Source organism: Bacillus sp. FSL W8-0519, assembly GCF_038005585.1.
Classification (GTDB): Bacteria; Bacillota; Bacilli; order Bacillales; family Bacillaceae_G; genus Bacillus_A; species Bacillus_A paranthracis.
Genome location: NZ_JBBOTL010000001.1, coordinates 901,048 through 927,359, shown reverse-complemented (window position 1 = coordinate 927,359; position 26,312 = coordinate 901,048). Strand labels below are relative to the sequence as shown.

Sequence of the window (26,312 nt, the reverse complement as noted above, 5' to 3'; positions counted from 1 at the left end):
TCATCCCTTCCACATTTAAAGATTGCATTACTTAATGCTTTTTCATACTGATTTTAATCTTCAATCCATTATTCGCCTTTGAATCTATTGAAATCTCTCCATCTAAACTATGAATTCTAGTTACAATTCCAGATAAACCTAAACTACTATAAGAATGATTTAATTCACCTACATCTAGTCCTATTCCTATCCCATCATCATCATAAGTTAATTTCAAATATCCATCTTGCTCATACAATCGAATTGTAACTTTAGACGCTTTCGAATGTTTTAATGCATTATTCAATAACTCCTGAATAATTCTATAAATTGCTTGTTCATATTCTACATTAGGTAAGATAATATTATCTTGAATTTCATAATAGAAGAAAAAAGTAGCTTTAAGATTTACTTGCTTAAATAAATCTAATAATGCTTTTTTCAAACCTAATTCATATAAAAATGGAGGACGTAAATTATTACATGTTTCACGAATAACATAAATATGATCTAAAACATCTTCATATACTTCGTTAATTATGATTTTCATATTAGCATCTGGAATATCTTTATGATATGCCTCTAATTTCCTAGATAAGCGTATTTGGTCTTGTAATACACCATCATGAATATCACTCGCCAAATTCGCTCGCTCTTTTTCAGATAAATTAAATAGTAACTTTGAAAGCCACATTGGAGGCTGTTTCGGTTCATTAATCGTTTGCAGTTGATTCACTAAATCTTCCACTTGATGTGAGCATTCTAATAATAAATCAGCATAACTACATAGTGTCTCTAACCAGCCAATTTCGTGAACATTCAAACCTCTCCTATTATTAGATTTACATAGCAATACAATCATTGTTTTTGCTGAAATGGACAAAACAAACAGAAAGTGATCTTCTAATTTTATAATTGAACCAACACTATATGTCTCTAACTGATATCCATTCAATTGCTTTAGCACATCTTCAGAAACAACTTCATCACCAATAATTCGGAAAGAACTATCCCCTTTACTCACTTCGATGCAGCATATTTCATCTATTCTTAATACATCAGTAATCTCTCTCTTTATGCTAACAATTAAGTTTGAAAACTTATATTCATTTTTTGCCTGATGTAAAAATCGATGCAAACTAAACTGATAGTTTTTCTGAGAATGATATAATTTTTTCCTTAATTTAAAATCCAAATAATCCTTTATAAAGAAAATAAGCATTAACGATATAAATACGATACAAGCAAATCGAATGACATCTAATATGTTATCACTCGTATTGTGAAAAATTATAATTCCTAATATAACGAGGAAACCAGTTAAACATATAGAGAGCAAAGCATAATACTGAACTCTACGAATGATAAAGTTAAAATCAAATATTTTCCCCTCAATAATCATATAGAAAATACAAATTGGGACCAATAAAAAAATATCGCTATCATCTCAACGCTTATTATTTCTTTTTCATCTATCAAATTAGGAATTAAAAATAAGAATATAAACGGCATCGCTGATATGATTGCACTCATAATAATAATCCTTATAAACTTAAAGTAATAACTTTTTTTACTTTTAAAATAAAATCTAAACATTACATATACTGTTAATAAAAATAAAAAAGAACTTAATACTATAATGTACTTTGTCGATAAATCATTATATTTTAAATAGATAAAAATAGTTAAACAAACTAAAATGAACGCTATCATATTTATATAGATTAATTTTGTTTTTGTTATAAACCTTACCTTTAATTTCCCCATAAATATATCCATAAATTTCATAAAAAAGACAACTGAGTATATTAAAGAAATGGCAACTACAATATATGCTATTAAATCTTTTCTTAGCCCCGCCATAATACTAATGTAACTGATCCCTAAACAATGAAGAAAATAGATTAAATCTTTCGTTCCTGCATTCAAATGCGGAGCACGTATTAAAATATATGTTGCTATAAAAAAGCAAGTTAGAAAAAACACAGTTGGTAAAAGAAGATGGTAAACCAATTGGTGATCATACGGAGTATAATCTACTTTATACTCCTCTATTGTTCCATTTTTCTTTACCGTAATATTATTTGTCCTCTCAGTAGCACAATATAATGCAATATTAGAGTCATCATTAGGTGGAATTCCATCTATTTTTTCAATAATATCCCCCACTTCTAGATTTTGTTCTGCTGCCCAGCTATTCTTTGCAACATTATTAATCACAAAATGATTTCCTTGTTCCTCTATCCCAATCCCTACTCTAGGATATAACATGATTTCGACTGCAAAATAACTAAATAAACTAAGCGATAGTAATGTCACAATCAATTGATATTTATACTTAAATACTCGAACCACTTTCGTACAAAACTCCTTTTTAGCTAAAGTACTAACTCAATTTTTATATCTTCTCATCATAAATTAATGAAAGTAAAATATGCGATTTAATAGTTAAAAGCGCAAAAAATATAGTTATTCTCTAATACAGAATAACTTTTACATTATCATCCACATTTGTTAGGTGGAATTCATCATTTATTTTATAAATTTCTACTTTATTAGTTGCAATGCTAATATTATTTATCCTAATTTTCAACTCATTTATAAGTAAAATTCCTACTACCTCAGAATTTTGATAAAAAAAATCACTTTCTATCATCACATGTACCGATTTTCTCAATGCTATTTCAGATTTAAAGTGATATAAATCGATAAAATGCCTCACAGTTCACCTTCCTCCTCTTTTTCTAATATGTAATTTTACAGAAAAACCTTAGTTAATACTAATGAAAGTTTATTCATATTTCACCGAAAATTAATTGCGCTTTACCGAAATAATTATTTTAAATACAGTTTCCCTTGTTCAAAGTGAAAAATTTAAATGTAAGCTCTTTTTTCTAAAACAAAAAAAGACACCCCTATACTAGGAGCGTCTTCTCTCATTACGCTTGTTGTTGCGCGCTATATAATTCTTCAAGTGGCTTCATGATAATTTTGTTAACGTCGCCGATTACAACATTTAAGCGTTGCTCAGTTTTCATTAACTTTGTAATTTTAGCATCTTGTTGAATGCGAACTACAACTTCTTGTGCTTGTTGGTTGTCTTCTTCAGTGATTTCTTGGCCTTGCATCATTTTTTGTTGTAGGCTAAGTTGCATTGTGCGGAACTCATCGAATAAGTTCTTTGAAGCTGCATCAGCTTGAACTGCTGCGTAGCTCTCTTTTAACGTTTTGAAGTCATCGTTTTCAGCGATTGCTTTTTGTAATTCATATGCTACATCATGAATGTTTTTTGTCATTTTATTTTTCCTCCTTTAGAAGGCTAGCGCTTATCATACGCACTGCCTTTTACGTGCATTTACATACGCACCTCTTCTTACCATATCAAACTATGCAAGAGATGTGAAGAAATTTCACTTTTATTTGTATGTACATATCTTATTATTTCAGAAACAACAGTAATAACCCTTGCACAATTCCAATCATACCGCCTAATAAGGCACCTAAATACGTAATCATTTTCAGTTCATTTTTTGTAATGGACAGCACTAAATCTTCTAGTCTCTCCGTGGAAAATGTGGACACTTCTTGCTGCACAATTTCAGCCAAGTGGAGATTATTTAGTATACTCGCTACGTTTTCTGCTCCCCACTTCAAGCCTTTCGTTACTGCACTTGGGACTACCTTTTCCATAATTGTTTCTCGAACTGGCTCACATACTTGCTGCACAGATTGATTTAAAAACTTGCTCACTGTTTCCTCCACTTTAACTGCAGACAATATGGAGCTTACAATCATTTCTTTTTCTACAAACGTTTCTAATTCTTTTACATCTCTTCCTTTTAACTTCTCCCACTCTTTTTGCAGTACTTCAGTTAAAAGCTGCTTTGTGCCATCTTGCCCTAAAAACTTAATAACCTCAGGCTGCACACGATCCACTACACTTACATTCCCTAAAAACATTCCGACTAAGTTAAGCAATGTCCCCCTAGAAGCAAAGAAATCATCAATCATTTTTGAAAGACGAGATTTCCCTTCTTCACTTTCAAAAAAATGAATTGCTCGCTTTAAAATAAACGCCGAGACATTTGGAATTGCATTCTCTATTTTTTCATGAACAGAATGAGGTAAAGCTTGTTCCCATGTATATGTATAGTACTCTTCTAAAAATGCCTGAATCTTTTCTGTAATCACCTGTTCGATTTTCTCAGTTGCTTCTTTTTCTACATGCGCTACGTCCCATTTTTCTAACATGTGTCGCAGTGACTGTTCATTCGTAATTACTTTATCCACTTCTACTTGTGCCCAGTGGATTAAACCTTTTTGAAACTCTTCATTTGTTAACTTCTTGCCGATTCCTTCTGGCGTTAACAAATGTTCTACAACCATTTTCCCTAATTGAACAGCAAGCTCATCGCGGCGCTTCGGAATTAATCCTGGTGTAAATGGCACTTGAAACTTCCCAATATACATAGGGCGATGAGGACGAAATAACATTTTTATCGCTAAATGATTTGTAAATCCTCCAATAATCGCTCCGAGCCCTGTCGTCGTTAACATACTTAACCATATATTCATTACAATCAACCTTTCGCTTCTCCAAAACTATAGCATATCATCATACGGACAAAAGTATAATGGTATAAAAACGTATTTGCAATATATAGCTTCGCCTATTATGCCAACATTTTGTTAGTAAAGGAGTGATTTCGTTGGTTCTCGGTATTTTAACTTCTCACCCTCATTATGAGCAAACGTATTACACCGAAATCGCTAAACGCGCTCGGCTTTATCATAATGTCGTTGCCCAGTTTACGCCGTTTGGTATTGACCCTAAAACAGATCTTATTTCTGGTCTGATTTATGATACAGATACAGGAAAATGGAAAGAGCAAATATTCCCTATTCCTTCTTATATATACGATCGTTCTTCTTTTAACGAGGAAACAAACGTCGAAAAAGCAAAGTCAATTATTCGCTCATTACACAACCGTGCTTCCACTACCTTTTTAAATAACACACTCATTGACTTAAGCGAACTACATGATGTATTTCTCACGAATAAAAAATTATCTCCTTATATACCAAAATTTGAAATAGCAACGATACACAACATTTTCAAACTGTTATTAAAAACAAAAGATATTATTATACGTCCTACTAACGCACATTCCAATGAAAGTTTGTACCGGGTCGTTTATAAAAATAAAACGTTTCATGTTGATACGATAAATGATGCTTACCATACTTCTACTCCAATTAAACGAACTGATGAATTTATATCTTGGTACAAATCTCATATACGATCAGCACGTTACATCACGCATACAATGCTGCAACCTCCAAATCAATTAACATACCCACTCCATATTCGAACCATTTTACAAAAAAATAAAGAACAGAAGTGGAACGTTATCGGTCAGTTTATACAAAAAAGTTCATTTCCGAATCAACTTTTACTATCGGCAACCGATGATTCCTCGCTGCATGCATTTTCAAAAATTAAATACGTACTATCTAGTACCGGTGTACAATTGTTACAAGACGCTTTACAAGACATTATAAATGAAGTGTTTCAAACGCTAGATGCATCTTATTCTTCATTATTCGAGCTAGAGCTTTCCACTATTATGGATCAAAAAGGGGCAATTTGGCTTATGTATGTCAACACGATTCCCCCGTACGAACATTACATTCGTCATAGTGATTCATTAGCCGAAAAAATATATCACGGACCATTAAAATTCAGTCGCTTTACACCATAATGAAAGGAGGTAAACCCATTTTGAAAGAGCACATATATACATTCAACATTTCAGACGAGAATCCAAATAGTATTACTTTACCTTATATTTTTTCCATTACACCACCAATTACATCCCTTTCCTTCGGCCTACGCCATGTTGCAAGTGAAGATGTAAAAATTCATTATTCCTTTACTCGCGAAATCATAATTGGAAAACAAATTGCTGAAAAACTTTTACTGCCTCATTCCACTACTATCCATGCATTCACACAAAATGAAACGATTATTTTCGGACCATTAATCGGGATTTTCACAACTGGTTTTAACGATGACGCTTCTAATCCTTTAGGGAACCGTTCCACATCTCTTGGCGAGTTACTAACTCCACCATTCACCTTACGACCATTTGTATTCGTTTTTGGTGTGCAACATATAGACTGGGAAGACGAAACAATTGAAGGGTATTTCTTTCAAGAGGAAAAGTGGATAAAGAAAAAAGTCCCTTTACCGAATGTCATTTACGATCGATTACCAAATCGGAAAGCCGAAAATTATAAACCGATCGTAAGAGCAAAAAGAAAGCTAGAGCATGACTATGCTATTCCTTGGTTTAACCCAGGGTTTTTTAATAAATGGGAAGTACATCAACTTCTTATGAAAGATGAATCCATCATGCCGTTATTACCAAACACAGAAACATTTCAGCACTTCGAACAAGTGGAACGATTTCTCGGAACGTATAAATCCATTTATATGAAACCGATTCATGGTAGCTTCGGTAGAAATATTCATCAACTATTTTATTCTCAAGCAGAGAATTGCTACTACTGTCGTTATCGCGAAAATGAAGAAAATAAACTAAGAAAGTACCAATCATTAGAAACGCTTCTGAACCATGTGTTAAAAGGACATGATTTAAAAAAATTTATCGTCCAACAAGGTATTTCCTTACTTCGCTTCGATGGGCAACCTGTTGATTTTCGCATTCATACAAATAAAAATCATTTCGGCCAATGGATGGTCAGTGCAATCGTGGCAAAAATTGCTGGCAAAGGTAGCTTAACAACGCATGTAAATAGCGGTGGCGATACGAAATTGCTGCAAGAACTTTTTCCTGATTCAACGAAACAAATTCAGATTGAAAATAAATTAAAACATACAGCCTTACAAATTAGTTACGCACTCGATGAACAAGTAACCGGAAATATTGGAGAAATCGGTTTTGATATTGGTTTAGACACGCAGGAAAACCCGTGGCTCTTTGAAGCAAACTCTAAACCAGGGCGAACTGTATTCCAAGATGCCAAGTTAAAAGAACAGAGTGAACTAACGCGCCAATTATTTTACGAATATGCCATCTACTTAACTGAACACTCTTTGCGCGATCCAAAAGAAAAAATGTCTCAAATAAAATCAGAGACTTCCTCAAACAACGAGCATATTCCGTCTCCTATGATTCACTCACAAATACAAAAACAAAAACTTCCACCTCATTCATAAGGTGGAAGTTTTCTATTTACACAAGTTTTACTACAAACTCTGTTTCCACGTTACATACTCCGCAATAAAAAATATGATTGCAATATTCATTTGAATTATTATGTGTCAATCCATCTACTGCACTTAATAATTCTTGGTCCATATACGCACTATAATCGTCTATGTAATCTACAGCCTTCCCATAATCTTGGAGTATACTTTGGCAATTTTGACAAGAATATGTTTGTGATTCTAATGCGTTGCAAAGCGGGCAAATTCCCATCACGATTCCTCCATACTTTATCTGATTGAAGAGAGCATCTAGCTATGCATAGGAGCAGTCACTCAAAATAGAACTATAAGTGTAATAAGTCATACATAAGAAGTTAATGATTTGCCCCAAAATATCGGGATACAAAAAGAAAAACATATTTCATATCGCTCTTAGTTTTACCTTCTTTCTAAAAAATAAAACGATTACTCTTATTTCATAATTTACGAAATCTCTAAGATTTTTTTACAAAATTTACAAATTATTATTTCGTATATCTTTCTAGGTAACATCCATACTATGAGTACAAACTTAATTACCGATGGATTAGCGCCAAACGGGGCGATAATCTGGTTCAACTCCAGCTAGTCCAACCAAAAAAATTTTTATAACTCTAAGGAGGATATATTCCTATGGCAAACCAAAATTCTTCAAATCAATTAGTAGTACCAGGAGCAACAGCTGCAATCGACCAAATGAAGTACGAAATCGCTCAAGAATTTGGTGTACAATTAGGAGCAGATTCTACAGCTCGTGCTAACGGTTCTGTTGGTGGCGAAATCACAAAACGTCTAGTTGCAATGGCTGAGCAAAGCCTTGGCGGATTCCACAAATAAATATATATGGCAAAAAGGTCTCAAGGCATATGCCTTGAGACCTTTCTTCATTTATTGCAACATTTGTAAAAACTTCTTCGTACGTTCTTCTTTTGGATTTGTAAATACATCTTCTGGTGTACCTTGTTCGACAACGACACCGCCGTCCATGAAAATAACACGGTTCGCAATTTGATGTGCAAAACGCATTTCGTGCGTTACAATGACCATTGTCATGCCTTCTTTAGCAAGCTCTTTCATGACCTTCAGAACTTCTTGAACGAGTTCAGGATCAAGCGCTGACGTCGGCTCATCAAATAGTAACACTTCCGGTTCCATTGCAAGCGCGCGAGCAATTCCAACGCGCTGTTGTTGTCCGCCTGATAATTGGAACGGATATAAATCCACTTTATCTGCTAGACCCACTTTTTCAAGGAAATAGTTTGCTTTTTTCTTCGCTTCTTCTTTCCCCATCTTTTTCACTGTAACGAGCCCTTCCATTACATTTTGAAGTGCTGTTAAATGCGGGAATAGATTATGGTGCTGGAATACCATACCTGTTTGCGTACGAAGGTTGACAATATCTTTCTTCGTTACTTTTTGAGAGAAGTTAAGCTCTTTATTACCGATACGAATATGACCAGCGTTTGGCGTTTCTAATACGTTAAGGCAACGCAGGAATGTCGTTTTACCAGATCCAGACGGCCCGATAATAACAACAACCTCGCCCTTCTCAACTGTTAAATCTATATGCTTTAGTACGGTATTATCTCCGAAACTTTTTTGTAAGTGCTGAATTGAAATCATAAAAACAAAAACTCCTTTTGTAAAAGGATTATTTTAATGTATAGCGTTCTGAACGCTTTTCTAACATCTGTTGTACGATTGATAATAAGAAACAAATAACCCAATAAATAAGACCTGCTTCAAAATAAACAATTAAAAACTCATAGTTCATTGCCGCAATTTCCTGCGCTTTTCGGAACATTTCTGTTACTAAAATTAACGATGCTAATGAAGTATCTTTCACTAAGCTAATAAATGTATTCGAAAGCGGCGGAATTGATACGCGCGTTGCTTGCGGTAAAATAACACGTTTTAACGCTTGCGGATATGTCATCCCAATTGTGTAAGCTGCTTCCCACTGCCCTTTCGGAATGGAAAGGATGGAAGCACGAATAATTTCAGATGCATACGCACCGACATTTAATGAAAATCCAACAACTGCTGCTGTATATGGCTCAACTTCAATATTAAGAGTTGGCAGACCATAGAAAATAATAAATAACTGTACAAGAAGTGGCGTTCCGCGAATGATAGATACATAGATACGAGCAATCCATTGTAAAATACGACTACCTGAAATACGTGCAAGCGCCGTTAACGTCGCAAGTATAAGACCGATAATAAATGTAATAAGCGTTAATGGAATTGTCGTAAAAACAGCTTCCTTCAGCATAGGCATGAAGGAAGTCTGCATAATATCCATCCAAGTAGACAATCGATCTGAAATCAATGCACTACTTAGATACATTTTCACCAAACCATTTTTTCGTTATTTTGTCATACGTACCGTCTTTTTTCATATCTTCTAACGCTTTATCTACTTCTTGTACAAGCTTAGTGCTACCTTTACGGAATAAGAATCCACTTTCTGAAGCTTCTTTTTCTGTATCTACAATTTTAATTTTCGCATCTTTTTTCGTTTCTAAATAATTTAACACTGATAATTTATCATTGATTGTGAAATCAACGCGCCCTGAAGCTAATAGTTCTGCTGCTTGGCTAAATCCTTCTACACCAACGATTTCCGCACCATTTTTCTTAGCGATATCTGCATAGTTACTTGTTAAAGATTGTGCTCCTTTTAATCCTTTTACATCAGCAAATGTAGCAGGTTTATCTTTATCTTTTGCGATAACTAATGCCGCTGAAGATGAAATGTATGGTTTAGAGAAGTCGTATTTCTTTTGACGATCTTCACGAATACCAACTTCGTTTGCAACCATATCGAAACGTTTTGCATCTAAACCAGCAAGTAAGCTATCCCATTGCGTTTCTTTAAATACAGGTTTTACACCTAAACGTTTTGCAACTTCTTCTGATAGTTCAACGTCAAATCCAGTTAATTTATTGCTTGAATCGTGGAACGTAAATGGTGGGTATGTACCTTCTGTACCAATTACAAGTTCACCGCTTTGTTTAATCTTTTGTAACGCGTCTTGACTAGCTGTATCTTTTTTCTCTTCTTTACCGCAGCCGGCTACAATCCCGATCGCTAATGTAGTTACTGCAAGTACTGAAAATAATTTCTTCATGATGGTAATCCTCCAAGTATTCTGATAGGAATTTAAAAACTATATTGATTGTATGCAATCTTGAACAATTTTTCAATGAAAATGTTCTTATTTAGTTTATCCTTTTTCTTCATAATCAAACAAAAAGGAAAAATAATGCTACATACAAAAAATAAGTAACATTTTTTAATATAGCATTTATTGTACGAAAGGTAAAATAATACTTCTTATTTAATTGCCGTGATTCACTAAAAAAGAACTTGTGAAAATCACAAGTTCCTCCCCATACCTATTAAGCGCTCTGATTCCCTTCCATTTGCGTTTTGTACATATCGTAATAACGCCCGCGCTTTTTCATTAATTCATCATGAGATCCTTTTTCTAAAATCGTCCCTCTATCAAGTACGATAATTTGATCTGCACTTTTAATTGTTGAAAGACGGTGGGCAATAATAAATGTCGTTCTTCCTTTTTTCACAACTTCTAGCGCTTGTTGAATCATCGCCTCTGTTTCTGTATCAATACTCGACGTAGCTTCATCTAATATTAAAATAGCTGGGTCAAAAGCGAGCGCCCTAGCAAACGATATAAGCTGACGTTCTCCGGTTGAAAGTGTACTTCCTTTCTCCGTAATTTCTTCATTTATATTGTTCGCAAATCTTTCAGCACCTACATCACGCAATGCTTTTACGATGCGCTCTTTTGAAATATTTTCATTTTCTAAACTAACATTAGATGCTACTGTTCCGCTAAATAAAAATGGATCTTGCAGTACAATTCCCATATGTTCACGAGTTGCTTGTTTCGGCATCTCTTTTACGTCATGACCGTCAATTGTAAGCTTTCCTTTTTCAAACTCGTAAAACTGAAAGAGTACATTCATAATGGAACTTTTTCCTGAGCCAGTATGACCGACAAGTGCGACTGTCTCGCCTTGTTTCGCTTCAAATGAAATATTTTTTAACACTTCATCTTTTCCATTATAAGAAAACGACACATTATCAAACTTCACATTTCCTTGTAAGCGAGGTATACGTTCTTCTTCTACTGCTTCCCCTTTTTCCTCTAACAATTCAAAAACACGTTCTGATGCAACGCGCGATTGTTCTAAGTTAGCAAGCTGATTCACCATATTTGTAATCGGTGAGAATAATCGTGTTAAATAATCAACGAACGCATATAGTATCCCTAGAGAAATGACGCCTGTAGCACTTAATGAAGCACCGCCGAAATACCAAATTACTCCTGTGAAAGCGATATTTCTTAATACACCTACTAAGTTATGAGAAGTTGCTGCATTTAAATTCAAAATTTTATTTTGGTACTTAAAATAATCGCCATTTAATTCTTCAAACTCTTTTTTCGTTTCACGCTCTTGACGGAACGCTTGAATAATTGGCATCCCTTGAATGGATTCATTCACTGTTCCGTTAATATCAGATAAACGCGAACGCATTTTATGATTGTATACAGACGCGTACTTTCTATATAAAATAGCCCAAACAATTAAAATTGGGATGATGAGTAAACATAACGTCGCCAATTTTACATCAAGTAAAAATAGCGCAGCGAATATCCCAATAATATAGATGATACTTGAAACGAATGTTGCAAGCACCGTTACATATAAATCACGAATAGCCTCTGTATCATTCGTTACACGCGACACAATTTTCCCTGCTGGTAAATGATCAAAATAACGAATCGGCAACGTTTGAATATGAGAAAAGACATCTTCCCTCATAATTTGAATAATTTTGTTCGCTGCCTTCTGTAAGAAAAACTGCTTTCCGTATGCAAACAATGATACGACTACTAATAAAGCGAAGTATCCACCACCAAGTAATAATAGACGGTTTATTTCTGGTTTATAAAACGCAAACACTTCTTCTTTCGTCAATGCTTTCGCTTTATACACTTGCACCGCCTTACCATTTTGAACGGTAATCATATCACCTTTTACAGTCCGTGACCCTTCTAGATTTACTTTATTCGGTACAAAGTAATATTGAAAACCGACTTGCATCACGCGTACTTCTTTTCCTTTTTTCTCACCTTCCTGGAAGCGATCGCTTCGCTTATAAAAGGCGCCATTATACGAAACAGCCTCTTCACTCTTTTCTGTTTCATACCAAGGCTTCTCTATTCCAACGATATGATCGTCAATCATCGTTTTCGCGACGAAAGGACCAGCAAGCTCTGCGATGACGAAAATAAATAACATTAGCATCGCTGCAAAAATCGTCCCTTTTACTTTCATTGCGTATTGAAACAATCGTTTTGAAACGCTCATATTTTCACCCCACTATCCGCACTTTCACTTTCACCCTGTTGTCTTTCAAACTGTTCCGCATACCAGCCTCCCTTTTGAATAAGCTGATCATGCGTACCTTCTTCTATTACTTCCCCTTCATCCATCACGAGAATCCAATCCGCATGTTGTACGGCAGATAAACGGTGCGTCGTAATAATCGTCGTCTTTCCGCTTCTCTCTGTTCTTATATTTTCAATGATCGCTGCTTCCGTACGAGCATCAACAGCTGATAAAGAATCATCTAAAATTAATATTTCCGGATTTTGAATAACAGCTCGTGCAATCGAAATCCTTTGTTTTTGCCCTCCTGATAAAGAAACACCTTTCTCTCCGACGAGCGTTTCTAACCCTTCTGGTAAAAACTCTAAATCCTTTTTAAACGCCGCAATTTCAATCGCTTTCTCGAGTTCCTCTTCAGTCGCTTCCCTATTTCCGAATAAAATATTTTCCCTCGCTGTTTTTGAGAATAAAATATGTTCCTGCGGTACATAACCAATCCACCCAAGCACATTTTCATTCGTCATTTGATCTAATGTCACATCAGAGACTGCAATATCTCCATCTCCAAGCGGATATTGGCGAAGAAGCTGACGTACGAGCGTCGTTTTTCCGCTTCCTGTTTTTCCAACAACACCAAGCGTTTCCCCTTGTTTTAATGTAAACGAAACCTTTTTTAAATTTGTTTCAGTTGATGAAGGATATGAAAAGGTAACATCATCAAACTGAATATAATCCGGCTCTTGTACAAGCTTTGGATGTTTCGGATCCTTTACATCTGGTTCATACGCTAACGTTTCATTTACACGGTCGAGTGACGCATTGCCTCTTTGCATAACATTGATTAATTCACCAATTGCAAACATCGGCCAAATCATCATCCCTAAATACACGTTAAAGGAAACAAGTTCACCAAGTGTCACCTTTGATTGAAATACAAGATATGCGCCATACACTAAACCAATTAAATAACTAAGACCGACAAGCATTTTCACAGTTGGCTGGAATAGTGCATCAATTCTAGCTACTTTCATATTCTTTTCGTAGACGTCATCTCCTAATTGATGAAATCTTTCCTGATCTGCATTCTCTTGTACATACGCACGAATAACACGCACGCCAGCAATCGATTCTAATACTTTATCGTTCATATCACCGAACGCATCTTGCGCAACTGTAAATCTTTCATGCAATTTCTTTCCATATATATTCATCGCATACGCCATAATCGGAAGCGGTATAAGTGCCGCAAATGTAAGCTCCCAACTAATTGTAAATCCCATCATAAAGACAATCGTAAGCATATATAAACTCGAATCAACGAGCGTTAATATACCGAAACCAGCTGTCATAGCGATTGCTTTTAAATCATTTGTCGCTCTCGCCATTAAATCACCAGTACGATTTTTTTGATAAAAAGTCGGCGTCATCTTAAGTAAATGCCCCATAAATTTAGAGCGCATCGTTTTCTCAAGCACGAATGCACCGCCAAACAATTGATGTTGCCATACGAAAGTGAGGCCATATCCAACTATCGTAACCCCAATTAAAATAAGAATAGACTGTATAATAGCTTCGTTCGATAACGTTCCTGTTTTTATATTATCTATCGTAACCCCTAACACTTTCGGGGGAATAACTTCAACTATATTCACAATTAAAAGAGCTCCAATGGCGATACTATATCTCTTCCAGTGCTCCTTAAAAAACCACTTTAACTTTAGTAATACTGAAAACAATGTAATCTCTCCCTTCTCGTTCTCGTTTATCTCTCATTTCTTTATCCGCTATCCAGACCCATTACATTTACATTTCGTAACCCATACAATCTCATCACATTTTTCCACCTTCCAAAGTTTTATTTAGTAACATGGAAAATAAACAAAAAAAAGCATACCGCCGCTTGACGATATGCACAAAAATGCATAAAAGCGTACGTTACGATATACGCAACGTATGCTTTTTATAAGACAAAAATGCCCTATATATCCGCACGGGTTGCGTAATGATATAAATGTTTTCTGCCATTTAACAGAGCTAAGCCCATTACATTTACGATTACAATCATTACGCACACCCCCTTCATTTATTTTCCATTTATAATCTTATAACTTTATTGAGTATTCTGTCAATTATTTTTTTACAAATTGAATAAAAATATACAATCCATCATTTCAAAATAAGGGAATGTTCTGTAAGAAAGGGCATACAAAATAAAAACTTCATAAGAAATCGTTTTCACAAATATTTCATTTGAAAAATGTTATCAAACCCCATACAATCACCTTATACTCACTCTTACAAGTTGCTATTTTAGGAGGACTAATCATGACAACTAGCAATACGTACAAATTTTATTTAAATGGAGAATGGAGAGAAAGCTCTTCAGGAGAAACAATCGAAATTCCATCTCCATACTTACACGAAGTAATTGGACAAGTACAAGCAATTACTCGCGGAGAAGTAGATGAAGCAATTGCATCTGCAAAGGAAGCTCAAAAATCATGGGCGGAAGCTTCTCTACAAGATCGCGCAAAGTATTTATATAAATGGGCTGATGAGCTCGTAAATATGCAGGATGAAATTGCCGATATCATTATGAAAGAAGTCGGTAAAGGATATAAAGATGCGAAGAAAGAAGTTGTTCGTACAGCTGATTTCATTCGTTATACGATTGAAGAAGCTTTACATATGCACGGGGAAAGCATGATGGGCGATAGCTTCCCGGGCGGTACAAAATCAAAACTTGCGATTATCCAACGCGCACCACTTGGTGTTGTATTAGCAATCGCACCATTTAACTACCCAGTAAACTTATCTGCTGCAAAACTTGCACCAGCATTAATTATGGGTAACGCTGTTATTTTCAAACCAGCAACTCAAGGTGCAATTAGCGGTATTAAAATGGTGGAAGCACTTCATAAAGCTGGCCTTCCAAAAGGTCTTGTAAACGTAGCGACAGGACGTGGTTCTGTAATTGGTGACTACTTAGTAGAACACGAAGGCATCAATATGGTATCGTTCACAGGTGGTACAAACACAGGTAAACATTTAGCGAAAAAAGCTTCAATGATTCCACTTGTATTAGAACTTGGTGGTAAAGACCCTGGTATCGTTCGTGAAGATGCTGACTTACAAGATGCTGCAAACCATATCGTAAGCGGTGCATTCTCTTACTCTGGTCAACGTTGTACAGCTATTAAACGTGTACTTGTACACGAAAACGTAGCAGACGAGCTTGTTGGCTTATTAAAAGAGCAAGTAGCTAACCTATCAGTTGGATCTCCAGAACAAGACAGCACAATCGTTCCATTAATCGACGATAAATCTGCTGACTTCGTTCAAGGCTTAGTTGACGACGCTGTGGAAAAAGGTGCAACAATCGTTATCGGTAATAAACGTGAGCGTAACTTAATTTATCCAACATTAATCGACCACGTAACAGAAGAAATGAAAGTTGCTTGGGAAGAGCCATTTGGCCCAATCCTTCCAATCATTCGTGTTTCTTCAGATGAGCAAGCAATTGAAATTGCTAACAAATCAGAGTTCGGTCTGCAAGCAAGTGTCTTCACTAAAGACATTAACAAAGCATTTGCAATTGCTAACAAAATCGAAACTGGTTCTGTTCAAATTAACGGACGCACAGAGCGCGGTCCTGACCACTTCCCATTCATCGGTGTAAAAGGTTCAGGTATGGGCGCACAAGGTATTCGTAAGAGCCTTGAGTCTATGACACGTGAAAAAGTAACTGTATTAAACTTAGTTTAATCTTATACAAAGAAGCTGATCTAGTTTTAGATCAGCTTCTTTTCTATATATACTTCCAAAAAACAGAGTATTTCGTTCTACTTCCGATTTGGTTTTCCAAATCGAACTAAAACATGCCATAATAATTTTAATTCTTGAAGCACTTCCTCATAAGTTCCACGATCACTCCAAGATAATGGATTGTGTTTCAAATCCGCTACAGCAGAACCGATTATATTTGCATCGATACAATTATGTCGTGCAATACGTCTTGCCAAAGATGGCATTTTGGAACCTCTAAAATCCATTGGAACTTCGTCTACCGGCAGTACAAAACCCATGTGCCAATACAAATCAATAGCATACTTCAGGCAAATTTCTTCTAAAGTTCTTCCTACATCCGTACCCTTAAATGAAGGATCTACAACAAGAGCTTCCACGTCTTTTTTAAGAGAAATCTCTCCATGAACTTGCGCTTCAATATAATGATTAAGATTACGGGCTGGCTCTTTGCTTACTAAATCTATAAACGGCCTTTCCATGTTAGCCAGTAAATGATTAACTAATCTTGTTGGAGTCAAATTCCCTTCACCAATTGTACACTCTCTTACGAATGTCTCTTCCAAAAGAGCAGCTAAAATCATATCAAACTCCTCATAAGTCCCCTTTTCTTTTGGATCTTGATGCGAATCTAAATACGTATATGTAGAGCGAGAAGAAACTTTTGGAGATAAGAGAAAATAACATGATCCAAAACGCGGAGCCGGCCCATCTGGATGTAACATCAAATTTAGCGCCCCATACTTTGGCCGTTGATCATTCGTTACACCTTCCAATTGATATGCTCCTCCAAATATTCTCTGTTCCCAAAGGTCACGTTCACCGCCAGGATAAGCAGATACGCTTCCGTTAGATAGCAATGTTTCAAACTGACTTTTATATATTCCTTGCTCAAACAATGCTTCAGCAACACTTTTCATACTCGAATCGAGTCTGTCTGGATGAAAGTGTAAAGCGATCCTTGCATGAGATTTTAAGTTAGCCACAGCTTCTTCAAATATTTCATCTGTAATATTACACATGTTAAGTATATGATTAATTGTTGCTTTCGCCTCACGTTTTTCGTTCTCTGCATATTTTGAAATATACTCTAAAGCAAATAATTGAGACCTTGATAATTCCATAATCCAATCTCCCCTTTAATTGAAATGACCTTAATCCTTTCAATTAAAAGTGCATTTTTTCCTTCTTATGCAACTAACCTAGTGTATTGAACAAAAAGTACTTTCATACAGTCTAATTACAGATGCGAGCATTCTTTACGGGTAAATCCACACATTCTACAGAAATGTGATATCCTAGCCAACGCTCAGCAATATGTTCAAATGATAAGGCAGAGCCTGTTGTAAAAAATCGATGCTTCGGATTCAGATTGTCAGCCAGAATTCCTTTGTGCTGTAAAATTGTGCTTAACTCTATCGCTGTTTCTTCTGCAGAACTAATAATCGTTACATCCTCTCCTAGTTCCTTTTTAATATAAGACTCTAAAAGTGGATAATGCGTACACCCCAGAATTAACGTATCTATATCTTCTTCCGTTAATGGCAGTAAAGCTTGTTTCACTTGCTCGGTTACATATGCTGTATCTTCTAATTGATTTTCTACAACTGTAGCTAAGGTCGGGCACGCATGACTATGCACTTCCAAATATGTATCAAGCTCATGCAATGCTTTTTCGTACATATTAGATTTTATCGTACCTACAGTTCCAATTACTCCGATTTTCCCTTTCTTCGTCACTTTAATAGCCGCTCTTGCTCCCGGATGTATAACGCCAATAACTGGAATGGACAGTGCTTCTTGCAACGCAGCCAATGCAGCAGCTGCAGCAGTATTACATGCTACAACTAGAGCTTTTAACGGAAACTGTTTGAGGAACTCAACCATTTCAAATACGAAAGATTGTACCTCTTCTACACTTCTTGGCCCATACGGACAACGCTCATTATCACCAATATAATAAATGCTCTCTTTAGGCAATTGTCTTATAATTTCGCTCGCAACTGTTAATCCCCCAACTCCCGAATCTAACACACCTATTACTGAATGTTTATGACATACAGACATATACTTCATCCCCTTTTCAATCATCTAGCGCCAACAACATTTATTATATTATGAAAATTCAATATTACATAATAATCCCTCTTACTTTTAATCACAAACTCTTCTCTATAATCTGATTATTATTATATCCATTGACGTATAAAAATTCATTTGTTACTCTTAAATACGTTAATTTAATATTTAAATCCTCATTCGTATCTCGGTGAGGTAGAGGTTGCAATCATTAAGAGTATCATTTCCGGAGATGTAGTGGCATTGATGAAGGAATGAGAAAGGAATGGTTGCCGAAGTAAGCCCGTGTCCACCATGCACGCTTGCTGGGTCTGCTACTTAATAAGTGCAGAACTGTCACAAACGTTTCGTTTGTGGAGAGCTATCGAGAGGTATGTCGTGGGTTTCTTATAAGATAGAAAGCATGTAGCGGCAAATTACGTGCTTTTTTTGTTTTGTTTGGGACTTCTCTTCCTGACTCAGGAAGACATACATATCTCCTCGCTTGACTTGGTTATACTAACTTTGGAGGTATTTTCTATGCAACAAAAAAAATGGGGCTTTTGGGTACTCACAGCTTTCGTTGTCGGTAACATGGTTGGCGCTGGTATTTTCATGGTGCCAAGTACGTTGGCACAAACAGCAAGCCCTCTCGGTGTCACTTTAGCTTGGTTAACAACAGGATTTGGTGTTTTAATGCTAGCTCTTGTTTTCGGTAATTTAGCAATTCGTCGTCCTGATTTAACGACAGGGCCACAAAGTCATGCATATGCTTTATTCTCATCACCAAAAAAGAAAAAAATGGCTGGTTTCAGTATGGTATGGGGATATTGGGTTGCAAACTGGGCAAGTAACGTTGCCATCATTACATCATTTGCGGGATATTTATCACTCTTCTTCCCAATTATGAAAGATACACGACTACTATTTTCAATCGGTTCTTTTAATGTAGAAGTCGGAAAACTAATTACATTTACGATTTGTTCCATCTTACTTTGGGGAACTCATATTATATTAACAAACGGTGTAAGCGGAGCTGGAAAGCTAAACTTCTTAGCAACAACAACGAAAGTAACTGGATTCCTATTATTCATCGTCGTTACATTATTTGCATTCGAAGCTTCTAAGTTTGGACAATGGTACACACCGATGATCGATAAATCAGGTGTATCACACGGCCTTCTTTCACAAGTAAACTTAGCTGCTCTTACGACGCTTTGGGCATTTATCGGAATTGAATCAGCGGTTCTTTTATCAAACCGTGCTGTTTCTCCAAAAACGGTAAAACGCGCAACAGTTGCGGGATTACTTATTACAGTTGCGATTTACTTAGGAATTACAATTTTAACAATGGGTGTACTTCACATTGATAAATTACAAGCTTCTGAACGTCCATTAGCAGATGCACTAAACGCTGCAATGGGTCATGGCGGCGGGAAACTGATGGCATTACTTGCTCTTACTTCCCTATTCGGTTCCATCTTAGGCTGGATTTTATTAAGCTCAGAAGTACCATATCAAGCAGCAAAAGAAGGTTTCTTCCCTTCCTTCTTCACAAAAACAAACAAAAAAGGAAGTCCAATTTATTCATTACGATTAACAAACATTATGTCGCAAGTGTTCTTATTCTCAACATTATCAGGAACAATTGCGGAAGCTTATACATTCGTTATTACTGTATCGACACTGGCCTACCTCATTCCATATCTCGTTTCACCAATCTTCCAGTTAAAACTAGTCGCAACTGGTGAAACGTATAAAAATGAAATGCGGGCAAGAATTACAGATGGCATAGTCGCAGTGATTGCACTTTGCTACGCACTATGGGTTATTAAAACAGGAGCAGCCGATATAAAAACATTCCTTCTCGGAATTGGTTTATTCGTAATCGGCTTTGCCTTCTATCCATTAATGAATCGTGATCAGAAAAAAAATAACGAAAAGAAAAACGGGCAAGTTGCATAACGCAATTTGCTCGTTTTTTCTTTTACAAAACATATATAATAGAACAAAGAGGTGAAAAACATGTCAATCGAATCACTATGGAGCAGCCGTTTCCAACAACATATGCAAAATATCATTACATACTTTGCACGTATGATTAACGGTTTACTATATAGCTTTATCTTTATTTCATGCGTTGGCGCATACTACTATGCTCAGTTTCTAAAAGCATCTCCTTCTAAAGGAATATCTTTACTACTCATCACGATTGTACTTACATTCATTATAACGAGATGCCCTATTCGTACATTTATTCAAAAACCTGACGCTGTCTATTTACTAGCACTAGAAGAGAAATTAACTTCTTATTTCAAAAAATCTCTTCTATACAATTACATCATTCAGCTTTTCCCATTATTATTTACGTTCCTTATTCTCGTTCCGCTTGCACTGCAATCATTACAATTAACGATACCTTTCTTATGTACAATCTTTATCATTTTAATGGTTACGAAAGCTTGGAACATATACATACATTGGATGTGGCGTGATCGTCACGAAAAAAATATATGGCTGATTATTCGTATTGCTTGTAACGCCCTAGTCATTTATATGCTGTTTTATGCGGCAAATGTTCTCATATTGGGCGGATTACTTTTACTGCTTGCTTTCCTGCTTCTTTATACGAAAAAACAGCCTACAAAACGAATACCATGGGATTACATAATCGAGCAAGAAGAAAAAATGAACGTTCGTTTTTATCAATTTGCTAGCATCTTCACTGATGTTCCGCAACTAAATAAGCAAGTAAATAAAAGAAAATGGCTTACAACTTGGATTGAACCTTTATTACATAAAAAACGAGCAACTTTCTTCTATTTACATACACTCGCATTTTTACGCGGGAATGATTATTTCGGTATATATATTCGCTTAGGGTTGATCGGTGCCTTCGCCTTATATTTTATACCAAACATATACGTAAAAGGCGCTATCGCATATATCGTCCTATATATGATTTCTATGCAGCTCCGTTCCCTATGGAAATATTTTTCGGGAAATATTATTGTAGCATTATATCCAATTGATACTGAAAAACGGCTGAATCAATTTCTTCACTTACTCTTTATATTGCTAAGCATTCAGCTCATTATATTTTCAATTGTTATACTCATTGCTACAGGTCAATTTTTACATAGCCTTATCATTATGATTGTCGGGTTACTCTGGATCAAATTTATTATTGTACCAAAAACGAAACAACGCGTTTCTTCGTTTTAACGAAAAGAATTATCTTAAAAGGCAAGGAGAAAATAAATTCTCCTTGCCTTTTTTATTTTTCCTCCTCAAACAAGAATCACCGGCACAATCGATATTTTATAATTTTACATAGAAAAACGATAATACATGTTTACGTCCTAATAAAAAGGGTATCTATTAATTAACAGCGTAAAGGAGGGGCCTATATTGTGAATAAAAAAACGGAACAATTGGAACACCACGTTACGGATAATCAACGCAAACATGCTTTAACAACAAACCAAGGAGTAAAAATAGCCGAAGATGAATTCTCTTTAAAGATGGGCTTAAGAGGCCCAACCTTAATGGAGGATTTCCACTTTCGCGAGAAAATGACCCACTTTGATCATGAGCGAATTCCCGAAAGAATTGTTCATGCACGCGGAGTTGGCGCTCATGGTTATTTTCAGCTTTATGAATCGTTAGAAGCATATACGAAAGCAGATTTTCTTACTAATCCTTCAAAGAAAACACCTGTATTTGTACGGTTCTCGACCGTTCAAGGCTCTAAAGGATCCAATGACACAGTAAGAGATGTGCGCGGATTTGCCACAAAATTTTATACAGATGAAGGTAACTATGATTTAGTAGGTAATAATATGCCAGTATTCTTTATCCAAGATGCTATTAAATTCCCTGATTTTGTCCATGCAGTTAAACCAGAACCACATAATGATATTCCTCAGGGAGCTAGCGCTCATGATACATTTTGGGATTTTGTTGCACATAATCCCGAGTCTACTCATATGGTTATGTGGCAGATGAGCGACCGGGCGATTCCGCGTAGTTTACGAATGATGGAAGGTTTTGGGGTTCATACATTTCGACTTATTAATAAAGAAGGAAAAGCCCACTTCGTAAAATTTCATTGGAAACCTACCCTCGGGGTTCATTCATTAGTATGGGATGAAGCTCAAAGGATTGCTGGGAAAAACCCTGATTTCCATCGTCAAGATTTATATGAAGCAATTGAAAAGGGCGATTATCCAGAATGGGAGCTTGGATTGCAGCTAATTCCAGAAGAAGATGAGCATGCATTTGATTTTGATATTTTAGATCCAACGAAATTATGGCCAGAAGAAGAAGTTCCTGTAAAACTAGTTGGTAAAATGACATTGAACAAAAATGTTGATAACTTCTTTGCAGAAACGGAGCAGGTAGCTTTCCACCCTGGCCATGTCGTACCAGGTATTGATTTTTCAAATGATCCTCTTCTGCAAGGAAGATTGTTCTCCTATACAGATACACAATTATCTCGTTTAGGAGGCCCTAATTTTCACCAAATTCCTATTAACCAGCCCGTATGTCCTTTTCATAATAATCAACGTGATGGCATGCATCAAATGCAGATTCATCGCGGTCAAACAAGCTATCACCCTAATGGCTTAAATAATAATCAACCAGCAACCGTGCAAGCTGAACAGGGCGGATATGAGCATTATCAAGAAAAGATTGATGGACATAAAATTAGGGGGCGCAGTAAAAGCTTTCTTAACTTTTATTCGCAAGCTAAACTTTTCTACAATAGTATGAACCCTATTGAAAAGCAGCACATAAAAGATGCATTTTGCTTTGAAGTTGGGAAGTGCAAATCAGACATGGTGAAGGCAAATGTAATTGCTCTACTGAATCATGTCGATCGTCAATTAGCAAAGGAAGTCGCTAACATGATTGGAGCCCCTTTGCCTAAAGAAAATCACGAAATAAATTCGGATGCAAAATCACCTGCACTAAGCATGTCCAACACTATTTTTAAAGCTGATTCCAAAAATGTGGCAATTCTATTGAATGGTGACCCAAGCGTCTCCCTTCTGTCCGAATGGATTCAAGCTTTTGTACAACACCGAATGAACTATAGCATCATAGATAATAAAATTCATCAGTTCAATGATTCCATTAAAGTAACGGATACTTATACAACAGCAGACTCTGCACTTTTTGATGCGGTATTAGTGTTTAGTAGCGAATCTGTCATTCAACCCCCTGTTTTAGAATTTGCAGAAACTACTTTTAAACACTTTAAACCGATAGCCTATGTCCTTAGCGATCCTCATGCTTTAGACAATAGTAAAATCAAATTAGATGGAGCAGGAATTTACAACTTAACAAACACTTCAATTGAGTCATTTATAGAAGGCATTGCCCAAGGACGATTCTGGAACCGATAATATAATATAAGGAGCGGATTAAAATGAGTAAAAAAATTGCTATTTTAATAACGGATTATTTCGAGGACACAGAATACACAGAGCCAACAGAAGCTTTTAAACAAAAGGGATATGAATTAACAACTATTGAAACAGAAAAAGGTAAAACAGTACACGGTAAACAAGGAAAAAGTGAATTTGTAATTGATAAAGGTATCGATGATGTTTCTCCAGAGAACTTTGATGCACTCTTCATACCGGGTGGATTTTCTCCAGATATACTTCGTGCGGATGAGCGTTTCGTTCACTTTAGTAAAGCATTTATGGATGCGGAAAAACCTGTTTTTGCTATTTGTCACGGACCCCAATTACTCATCACTGCACAAACACTTGAAGGACGCGATGTGACTGGATATAAATCTATTGAAGTCGATTTAAAAAACGCCGGCGGAAACTTTCACGATAAAGAAGTAGTCGTATGCCAAAATCAGCTAGTAACAAGTAGACAACCTGAGGACATCCCGGCGTTTATTGAAAAATCGTTGCGTATATTGGAATAGTTATTAAAGATTAATCAAAGTAGCTATTTAGCTACTTTGATTAATCTTTTTATTTGTATGAAAAACAAAAAAGAACCTTATTTTAATGATCTTTTCATACACCCTCTTTTCTCTCCCTGGAACTTCTAATCACTTTTCATAAGCAGTTCTCATATAGTGAAAATGACTATACAATTCCTATCCATAAGTTAAATAATGATTTTACACATATATAAATACAAAAGATGGGAGCCTTATTTATGAATAACAATCCACCTTCAACGCCCCCAAATCCAGCGGAAACGAATAATAATGAAGTGAGCTTACAAACGTTACGCGTCATCGGACTTATTGTACTGATTAGTGGCTACATATTAGTCACTCTTTCTGAAGTAGGAACGTTAAAAAATCTTTTACTACAACCGAGCACCACTCCAAATTTAGCTGAAGTTGATCCGTTTTAAAAGCCATATGAAAAGCGATTTCTAGCATCGCTTTTCATATCGTTTTATCCAATCTGAGAAACCTCCCCCTCATACTTCTCTCTCCCAATCGCCTTCATAAATAATAAAATACTGCTCATACCAACGATAAAGTACAGAGCACTCATGCCCCAAGATGCGATAAATGAACCTAGCATAACACCCAATGCCCCGTTCATTTTTGCCACTTGAAAGACCATTCCGTTAATCGCCATATATGAACCTCTCGCCTCATTTGGCACCATATCTGCCATAATAGATTGACGTACTGGCACATACATCATCTCGCCTACCGTTTGGAAAAGCCCTGCAATTAATAAAATCCATAAACTATTGCTCGTTCCGAGTATTGTAAAACCAATCGTATAAATGAATAAGCCTACATATAAAATTTTCAAATCGTTGAAGCTTTTCAGCATTTTAATAAGAAGTGCTGAACATAATACAACTAAAATTGTATTCTCTGCAGAAATCCAGCTCAGCATGCGAATACCTGTTAAATCAAACGTAACACCATTCCCGAATAAAAAGTGCACCGTTTCAAATTCCTTCTGCAAACGTACTCCTAAATAATTATTAATTTGAAACTCTAACGATAATGTACATATACTTGCTGCACAAAAAATTAAAAACGCTCTATCTTTCATTACGACTTTATAACTATCCGCCATATCTTTTAATACATTTTTCTTCTCCACCGTTTTCCGTGCTACATACACTTCTTCCATATATACAGCCATCACATATAAAGTAATAACCGCAATCACTGTTAATCCGATAAACAATTGCAATCTATAGTTCTCAAATAGTAATCCGCCAAATATCGCTCCAATCGCAATGGATAAATTAATTGCCCAGTAGTTAATGCTGTACATCACTTTTCGATTCTCAGGTGTACTCACATCAATTAACATCGCCTCTGTCGCAGGATTCATAAGTCCAGATCCTAAACTATTCACTAGCATAAAGATAAATGTTAACCAAGGTGAATCTACATAATCGGAATTTGCAATCCCCATACAAGCAATGGAAATGACTTGTATACTTTGACCGATAATCATAACCTTTTTACGACCAAGCCGATCTCCAACATACCCACCGTACAAACCAATTACTAATGAAGCTATGACATTAATAAGTAGTAACGCACCAGCAATCGCACTACCTAACTTTATTGAAAAATAAATCGCCATAAATGGAAAAATCATCGTGGATACAGTACGTGTTAAAAACGAAGTTATAATTCTAATTTTTATATTTCGATGCATACTCCAAAATCCCATTGTTTCCCCCTCCTTATGCTTACTTATTTTACTTTGAAAAAAAGGAAGAAAAAGGTTAGAATATTCTAAAGAGTTTC

23 protein-coding genes and 1 riboswitch are annotated in these 26,312 nt (G+C 35.8%); of the genes, 9 read left to right on the top strand and 14 right to left on the bottom strand.

All coding sequences use genetic code 11. From position 1 onward, the window contains the following. Window positions 1–31: 31 nt before the first annotated feature. From NST14_RS04875 to NST14_RS04855, 5 genes are all read right to left on the bottom strand, one after another. Window positions 32–1,174: a sensor histidine kinase gene (locus tag NST14_RS04875; RefSeq protein WP_229143234.1), complete on the bottom strand. Its 1,143-nt coding sequence runs from the start codon at window positions 1,172–1,174 to the stop codon at window positions 32–34. A gap of 203 nt (window positions 1,175–1,377) precedes the next feature. Then, window positions 1,378–2,334 (bottom strand): PDZ domain-containing protein, encoded by a 957-nt coding sequence (locus NST14_RS04870; protein ID WP_229143233.1) that lies wholly within the window; start codon window positions 2,332–2,334, stop codon window positions 1,378–1,380. A 121-nt stretch (window positions 2,335–2,455) separates the two neighbouring features. Further along, window positions 2,456–2,701 carry a hypothetical protein gene (locus tag NST14_RS04865; protein WP_048558033.1) on the bottom strand — a complete coding sequence of 82 codons (246 nt, stop codon included), beginning with the start codon at window positions 2,699–2,701 and terminating at the stop codon, window positions 2,456–2,458. 217 nt (window positions 2,702–2,918) lie between these two features. After that, the gene (locus tag NST14_RS04860; RefSeq protein WP_229143232.1) at window positions 2,919–3,275 is read right to left on the bottom strand and encodes a YlbF/YmcA family competence regulator; all 357 of its coding nucleotides are present in this window, start codon (window positions 3,273–3,275) and stop codon (window positions 2,919–2,921) included. 142 nt (window positions 3,276–3,417) lie between these two features. Continuing rightward, on the bottom strand, window positions 3,418–4,554 hold the full coding sequence (locus tag NST14_RS04855) for a DUF445 domain-containing protein (RefSeq protein ID WP_117611430.1): 1,137 nt from the start codon (window positions 4,552–4,554) through the stop codon (window positions 3,418–3,420). Window positions 4,555–4,688: 134 nt separating this feature from the next. Here NST14_RS04855 and NST14_RS04850 point away from each other — a divergent pair, with 134 nt between their 5' ends. Both NST14_RS04850 and NST14_RS04845 read left to right on the top strand, forming a co-directional pair. After that, complete coding sequence (locus NST14_RS04850; RefSeq protein WP_000242706.1) at window positions 4,689–5,741, top strand: YheC/YheD family protein; 1,053 nt, start codon at window positions 4,689–4,691, stop codon at window positions 5,739–5,741. 20 nt (window positions 5,742–5,761) lie between these two features. Beyond that, entirely contained in the window at window positions 5,762–7,222 is a 1,461-nt protein-coding gene (locus tag NST14_RS04845) for a YheC/YheD family endospore coat-associated protein (protein ID WP_061536317.1), read from the top strand. Between the two features lie 16 nt (window positions 7,223–7,238). On the opposite strand, the gene NST14_RS04840 is transcribed toward NST14_RS04845, so the two are convergent. Next, window positions 7,239–7,484 (bottom strand): hypothetical protein, encoded by a 246-nt coding sequence (locus NST14_RS04840; RefSeq protein ID WP_000510467.1) that lies wholly within the window; start codon window positions 7,482–7,484, stop codon window positions 7,239–7,241. Window positions 7,485–7,885: 401 nt separating this feature from the next. Here NST14_RS04840 and sasP point away from each other — a divergent pair, with 401 nt between their 5' ends. Continuing rightward, entirely contained in the window at window positions 7,886–8,089 is a 204-nt protein-coding gene (sasP, locus tag NST14_RS04835; RefSeq protein ID WP_000013338.1) for a small acid-soluble spore protein, SasP family, read from the top strand. Between the two features lie 51 nt (window positions 8,090–8,140). Here the strand turns inward: sasP and NST14_RS04830 are convergent, their stop codons facing one another. The 5 genes from NST14_RS04830 to NST14_RS04810 form a co-directional block, all read right to left on the bottom strand. Beyond that, entirely contained in the window at window positions 8,141–8,875 is a 735-nt protein-coding gene (locus tag NST14_RS04830; RefSeq protein WP_000623601.1) for an amino acid ABC transporter ATP-binding protein, read from the bottom strand. Between the two features lie 28 nt (window positions 8,876–8,903). After that, window positions 8,904–9,602: an amino acid ABC transporter permease gene (locus NST14_RS04825; RefSeq protein WP_002170323.1), complete on the bottom strand. Its 699-nt coding sequence runs from the start codon at window positions 9,600–9,602 to the stop codon at window positions 8,904–8,906. Continuing rightward, entirely contained in the window at window positions 9,589–10,386 is a 798-nt protein-coding gene (locus NST14_RS04820; protein ID WP_000732854.1) for an amino acid ABC transporter substrate-binding protein, read from the bottom strand. The genes NST14_RS04825 and NST14_RS04820 overlap by 14 nt, the downstream gene beginning before the upstream one ends. Window positions 10,387–10,657: 271 nt before the next feature. Then, complete coding sequence (locus NST14_RS04815) at window positions 10,658–12,658, bottom strand: ABC transporter ATP-binding protein (protein WP_074540875.1); 2,001 nt, start codon at window positions 12,656–12,658, stop codon at window positions 10,658–10,660. Continuing rightward, complete coding sequence (locus NST14_RS04810; RefSeq protein WP_000493198.1) at window positions 12,655–14,415, bottom strand: ABC transporter ATP-binding protein; 1,761 nt, start codon at window positions 14,413–14,415, stop codon at window positions 12,655–12,657. Before NST14_RS04810 ends, NST14_RS04815 begins: the two co-directional genes overlap by 4 nt. Window positions 14,416–15,004: 589 nt before the next feature. Between NST14_RS04810 and gapN the strand changes: the two genes are divergently transcribed. Further along, the gene (gapN, locus tag NST14_RS04805) at window positions 15,005–16,444 is read left to right on the top strand and encodes an NADP-dependent glyceraldehyde-3-phosphate dehydrogenase (protein ID WP_000213632.1); all 1,440 of its coding nucleotides are present in this window, start codon (window positions 15,005–15,007) and stop codon (window positions 16,442–16,444) included. Between the two features lie 77 nt (window positions 16,445–16,521). Here the strand turns inward: gapN and NST14_RS04800 are convergent, their stop codons facing one another. Then, window positions 16,522–17,607, bottom strand: coding sequence for a DUF3626 domain-containing protein (locus tag NST14_RS04800; protein WP_229143230.1), 1,086 nt, complete (start codon window positions 17,605–17,607; stop codon window positions 16,522–16,524). Window positions 17,608–17,719: 112 nt separating this feature from the next. Continuing rightward, complete coding sequence (gene racE, locus NST14_RS04795; RefSeq protein ID WP_000109646.1) at window positions 17,720–18,550, bottom strand: glutamate racemase; 831 nt, start codon at window positions 18,548–18,550, stop codon at window positions 17,720–17,722. A 200-nt stretch (window positions 18,551–18,750) separates the two neighbouring features. Next, window positions 18,751–18,934, top strand: a riboswitch (Lysine riboswitch). 147 nt (window positions 18,935–19,081) lie between these two features. Here racE and NST14_RS04790 point away from each other — a divergent pair. The 5 genes from NST14_RS04790 to NST14_RS04770 all read left to right on the top strand — a co-directional run bounded on the left by NST14_RS04790 (window position 19,082) and on the right by NST14_RS04770 (window position 24,934). Then, entirely contained in the window at window positions 19,082–20,506 is a 1,425-nt protein-coding gene (locus tag NST14_RS04790; protein WP_229143228.1) for an amino acid permease, read from the top strand. A gap of 60 nt (window positions 20,507–20,566) precedes the next feature. After that, window positions 20,567–21,766, top strand: coding sequence for an ABC transporter permease (locus tag NST14_RS04785; RefSeq protein ID WP_101218483.1), 1,200 nt, complete (start codon window positions 20,567–20,569; stop codon window positions 21,764–21,766). A 188-nt stretch (window positions 21,767–21,954) separates the two neighbouring features. Continuing rightward, window positions 21,955–23,952: a catalase gene (locus NST14_RS04780; protein WP_001036524.1), complete on the top strand. Its 1,998-nt coding sequence runs from the start codon at window positions 21,955–21,957 to the stop codon at window positions 23,950–23,952. Between the two features lie 23 nt (window positions 23,953–23,975). Beyond that, on the top strand, window positions 23,976–24,491 hold the full coding sequence (locus tag NST14_RS04775) for a type 1 glutamine amidotransferase domain-containing protein (protein WP_229143226.1): 516 nt from the start codon (window positions 23,976–23,978) through the stop codon (window positions 24,489–24,491). Window positions 24,492–24,730: 239 nt separating this feature from the next. Beyond that, a complete protein-coding gene (locus NST14_RS04770; protein WP_001063858.1) occupies window positions 24,731–24,934 on the top strand; it encodes a hypothetical protein in 204 nt (67 codons plus the stop codon). A 44-nt stretch (window positions 24,935–24,978) separates the two neighbouring features. Here NST14_RS04770 and NST14_RS04765 read toward each other — a convergent pair whose 3' ends face one another. Further along, window positions 24,979–26,235, bottom strand: a complete 1,257-nt coding sequence (locus NST14_RS04765) for an MDR family MFS transporter (protein ID WP_000508188.1) — start codon at window positions 26,233–26,235, stop codon at window positions 24,979–24,981. Window positions 26,236–26,312 lie beyond the last annotated feature (77 nt).